Raw genomic sequence first — 4,780 nt, 5'->3', positions numbered from 1 at the left:
AACGCGGACTTCTCTTGCTTCGGGAATCATCCCGATCTTGAATCACGACTCACGTTCTATGAAAAGTGGGTACTAGGGAATGACCATGGGTAACAAGCGGTGGGCCTGTGACCGACCTTGCTCTCTCAGGCTCAGTCTACGCGCCCTATGGTCTGATTCTCTGCACTGACTGCACCTGAGCCGTTGAGAGATCCTCTCCTTCGCTTGGTTGGGATGGCATTCGCATGTGGTGGGCGAAGTCCTCCTCCAGCGCGCCACGGTGTAGCGTTCATTGTCGATCTTCTCGCGGTCCCATTCCCTCGCAATCTGACGTCTCTTGACCTACAATGCAAATGCATTGCCGGGGGCAGATTATGGGAGCGGACCGTGACCAAGACGGCCGAAATCCTTGAAATCCCGCGACAATCACGGAGCGCGGCCAAACAACCGTGCCGGTACCCATCCGTAAGATCCTGGGGTTGGGCAAGCGCGACCAGGTCGTGTTCCGCGGCCTCTCCGACGGGACCGTCGTGATAGCCAAGAAGCAAGCGCGCGCGGACGAGGGCGATCCAGTGATCGGCAAGTTTCTTAAATTGCTTGCACGAGACCATGGCCGATCAGCGGGCGCGGATTCGGCCCGTACCGAAGTCGCTGCTCGCGCGCGGCAAGGCCCTCGTCAAAGGCGTCAAGGTCGATCTCAACTCGGCTCTCCGAGATGACGAGGCGTGAGCGACGATAACCCCAAGATCAATGGTTGGACGATCTACGCGCACCCGCTATTTCTCGACCAGCTCGAGGCGATGATCGCGGCCGTCGAGAAAGCGCAAAACAAGGATCTTAAGGGATATAAGAAGAAGCGCATGGCGGAGCTTCTCGCCGCCGTCCTCAAGCTGGCGTTCGAAGATATCCCGAGCGACCCACTCGTGATGTCTACCGGCAGGGCGCCGCGCTCGGCGACGAATACAGGCACTCAATTCCTGCAGCAGTTCCGCCTTTTCTTTCGATACCACCAATCGGGAAACTGCAAAGGTTATCGTGCTCGCCTGGGTAAACGATGACTCGACCCTGTCCGCCTATGAGAGCGCAAATGACGCGTATGCCGTGTTTCGGAAGATGCTGAAACGCGGAAACCCGCCTGATAGCTGCAAGGAGCTCCCGGCCGCCGCTCCGACGCCTCGACCAAGCGAAGGCTCGCGCGATCCGCGCCCAAGGGCTAAGCATGGAAACGGCGCGCGTCGATACACACACTACCCGCACATCGATACGATCAATTGCGAAAAGGTCGGACCCGTCGGGTAGGCCCAGGTCAAGGCCGGGAATGAAATTGCAAGCTTTTCGGTTGCAAAAGTCCGAAAGCTTGCATCGATGTCACCGAAGACGACGTCCAAGTGTCACGGAAGCGGTGCAGTTTCATAGGCAGTCCTCCAGGTTCAGCGCGGCTCCTTGTCTTCGACCATCACCAGCTCTTCTTCAGCAGACGACCGACGCCGCACCTTCCGGAGGAAACCAACACGGTCGCCATTGGCTCCTTGTGACACTCGTCAGGTTTTCGACAGCTAGCCCCTGCAAGATTAGTCTTGGCTCGCGCTGAAATCTCTGCCGCCCCGTACACTGGTCCGGCGCGTAACTCCGCAGATTTGCGCAGGCCCTGTATCGTCAAGAGGAGAGCAGTATGGATCCAATCGACCCATTATCAGCGAACCATCATAAGGTACGGGACATCGGGCCTCTCGTCGATTCGGACTGGGAGCACGGCTCCCGACGGGGCCTCGGACGTCTTGATCGACATACTTGATCACAGCGGGCTCCCGCCGACCCACTTCGTCCCAATCACACGTTTTTCCATCAACCGTGAGCCCTACACGGCCGAGCTGGGGCCGGAAGGGCCCCGCGACGTTCTTCTCGTCCATCACTCCCAAGTTGGGCAGATGGATGAAACCAGGGCATCGTCGTCTGCCAGGCCATGCCATCAGCAGCGACTGGATTTCGCGCCTGTGATCCGCGAGGGGCATTGGGATCACAACCGCGAACGTTTCGCCCCACTAGAGCTCGTCCAAGCACTGGACGACGAGGGTCTCGTGCCGAGCGCGGGCCGTCCAACGCATATCCTCATCGAAGGTGTACCCTATAGGGCCGAGTTGCAAGAAACGGACAGAGGACCGCGCGTTCGTCTCTATCCTGTTGGACGTGGCTGAATAACTCGATTGGACTGCAACCCCAAGGCCCAGCGGGTTTGGGCACCGGGTACGCGCTCCACAACCAGCTCGCAGCACGGGCATGCCCGCCTCACCAATGGGGGCTTGGAGGAGTCGCTGACGGCGCGAGGACACATGCCGATCGAGTTCTACCGGCGCTGCGACTGGCTGAAGAACTAGGACGTCGGCGCCATCACCGGCATCAACTTCGTTTCACTCGCTGCGAAGTCCGCTCGAGGTGCCTTCAAAACCCCTGCCGCTTGAGACTCGGAACGTTGCGGGGATGATGTGGGCCGTTCTCAGCTGGAATGTCCTGGCCGCGCCGACTGCCTGACCAGATCTCTGAAAGGACGCATAATTAATTGACCGGGTACAATTATCTTGGCGCGAGGCTAAGATAGCCAAGATCGTCGACGCCCAGGAGGGACGTCGCCAGGCGCTGCTGCCGTCGGCGACATCCCGAAGGTCTGTTTTCGCGGGGAGGCGCATGGCCCTGCCGCGAGCTGCTGTGGAACGTCTACCCAGTGGGTGAATCCTCACCCGAGTATCCAGGCCAGAGGCTAGGGTCCAGCGACGGGTTGATACGAACGAAATCCTCATCTCGCCATTCGGCTGTGTGGGGGACACCTATAATGGAGAAGGTTGTCGGTGAGTCTCTGCTCGGCATGAGCCCGACGCTTCTTAGCATATTCATCTGAGCGTTCGAGGCCGTTTGGGGAAAGAAGACCCAGTACTCGCTGGCACGGCGTCCGTTGTTCATGACGAAATCTCCGAGTTCGCGTGGCGCGGCCCCCGCGGACGAGGACGGCCCGGCCTGCGATGGCCCGGCCTGCAGCCCGGGATCGAGCTCCTGCCAAACTGGGTCCTTATCGAAATCGGGGGCTTCCGCCAGCGACTGAGCAAGCGGCTGCTGCGAGATGGGTCGCTGAGGGCCTTCCAGGGCGAAGGATGATGGCCCGGCTTGCGACGGCCCGGCTTGCAGGCCGGATTCGAGCTCCTGCCAAATCAGATCCTGATCGAAATATGCGGCTTTCGCCAGCGGTTCAGCAATCGCCTGCTGCGAGCTGGGCTGCTGAAAGCTTTCGCCAGTGGCCGGTAATGGCTCAGGGGAAACCGCGGCCGGCGTATGCAGATCATCCTGCCAATTCAAATGTGACGAATAGGGATGCCCGGCCTCCAAATATGGCGAATAGGCTTCGCCCTGCGGCACTGGCGACCGAGTAACGTATGGCGGAGCACTATCTTGCAATTCGCTCAGCTGGTGCTCAAAGCCCGTTGGATAGGCGGGCGGGGATGGTAAGTCAGGCGGGGGTCCGTGTTCAGTGGGCCGATTGAGTTGAAATCCATCCTGTTCCTCCTTTGAAACATGGAGCGGCCCCGAGCCCTTGTTCGACAAAGGCCACTTGTATCGCGGCCTACGGAGAACTGTTTAGAAGACTCGCGTTGAGCCGCAGCCTGCGAGCTACCGGCAACAATGACGCCAACCCGGTTTCAGGTCATTGCGAGCATCGGGTGCCTCGACGTGCATGTCCAATACGGTGGATGGACGGCATCGCCGTCCAGACATCCGCGCTCTCATGCTAGGAGGGTGAGCTTTCGAGAAGCTGACGAGCGTCAGAAGGATTCACAATGAGCCAATGCAGACGGGCATTGACTTTCGCCAAAAGCCGCCGCGCATTCTCCATTTCATCTCTGGCCTGGCGCAGGCTCGCGCACCATGCTGTCCTGATGCGGCGCGTCGGAAGAATAGGGGGCTTCCGGTCGTCCATCGCGAATGACCATGGTCGAGGAGCCACGAAATAACTTCAGAATCGATTCCCGCGGCTGCTTATCGGCGGCGTGTGCCCGCGCCTGCGCCTCCGCCACAAGGCCACTCAGCGTTTGGTCCACGAGCGCAATAAAGCGTGGTGGACCAGAAACCAGGACGATGCCATTTCCTGGTGCCGCTCGTACAGCATAGCGCTCGTCGGAGATGTTGAGTGTATCGAGCGCCGCTTTGAATGCGTCGAAGCTGATCGGCTTCAACACAAGCAGACGACTTTGCGCCTCGCTTGCAGCAGATACGTAAAGCACGAGCCCATCATAGTACCATTGAAGATTGTAGAGGTTCGTCAAACGATCGAGGAACTCTCGCGCTGGCAGATCCGGCATTCGCCCGCGGATCCGGCCCTTCACCTCGGCGCTGACGTTGACTCTGATATTTAGGTTGTTACCGAATTCCTGCAGTGCGGCAGAGAGCTCCTGATCCAGAACCGTATAGTTATAAGGTGTCGATGGGAGCGAGAGGGAAGCATCGAACGCCGGAAGTATTCCGCTGGAAACGAAAGCTCCGACACAAAGAGCTCTCTTTAAAATGTCCAGCATCGTGGTTCGCACAAGCATTCCCTAGTTCCTTCGACCTCAGAACAAGAGCTGAGATTCGGCCAATTTGGAAACAAACGTGATCTTTAGATGACGCAAACCTTGGCGTGTTCGTCGGCTTGTCGTCAGTTCGCCCTTCTAGGGTATTGACCCGTTAGGTGGCAACACGCCTAGGCCGTGTGGACAGTTACCTTATCCAGAGCAGAGTGGCGGCAATGGCGACGACGGCGAAGTAGTTTCGCGCG

Annotated in this window: 4 protein-coding genes and 1 pseudogene; 3 read left to right on the top strand and 2 right to left on the bottom strand. The window is 58.9% G+C overall.

From position 1 onward, the window contains the following. The first annotated feature begins 366 nt into the window (after positions 1-366). The 3 genes and pseudogenes from AAFX91_RS39225 to AAFX91_RS39215 all read left to right on the top strand — a co-directional run bounded on the left by AAFX91_RS39225 (position 367) and on the right by AAFX91_RS39215 (position 1,278). Positions 367-708, top strand: a pseudogene (locus AAFX91_RS39225) (type II toxin-antitoxin system PrlF family antitoxin). Beyond that, the gene (locus AAFX91_RS39220) at positions 705-1,037 is read left to right on the top strand and encodes a type II toxin-antitoxin system YhaV family toxin (protein WP_245474936.1); all 333 of its coding nucleotides are present in this window, start codon (positions 705-707) and stop codon (positions 1,035-1,037) included. The pseudogene AAFX91_RS39225 and the gene AAFX91_RS39220 overlap by 4 nt, the downstream one beginning before the upstream one ends. Further along, entirely contained in the window at positions 1,015-1,278 is a 264-nt protein-coding gene (locus AAFX91_RS39215; RefSeq protein ID WP_245287709.1) for a type II toxin-antitoxin system YhaV family toxin, read from the top strand. Before AAFX91_RS39220 ends, AAFX91_RS39215 begins: the two co-directional genes overlap by 23 nt. A gap of 1,413 nt (positions 1,279-2,691) precedes the next feature. On the opposite strand, the gene AAFX91_RS39210 is transcribed toward AAFX91_RS39215, so the two are convergent. Both AAFX91_RS39210 and AAFX91_RS39205 read right to left on the bottom strand, forming a co-directional pair. Next, on the bottom strand, positions 2,692-3,384 hold the full coding sequence (locus AAFX91_RS39210) for a hypothetical protein (RefSeq protein WP_155255696.1): 693 nt from the start codon (positions 3,382-3,384) through the stop codon (positions 2,692-2,694). 476 nt (positions 3,385-3,860) lie between these two features. Beyond that, on the bottom strand, positions 3,861-4,556 hold the full coding sequence (locus AAFX91_RS39205; protein WP_394570070.1) for a secretin N-terminal domain-containing protein: 696 nt from the start codon (positions 4,554-4,556) through the stop codon (positions 3,861-3,863). Positions 4,557-4,780: the final 224 nt, after the last annotated feature.

The sequence above is a fragment of the Bradyrhizobium sp. 31Argb genome, assembly GCF_043638955.1.
Classification (GTDB): domain Bacteria; phylum Pseudomonadota; class Alphaproteobacteria; order Rhizobiales; family Xanthobacteraceae; genus Bradyrhizobium.
This window is presented reverse-complemented; position numbering and strand designations above follow the sequence as displayed.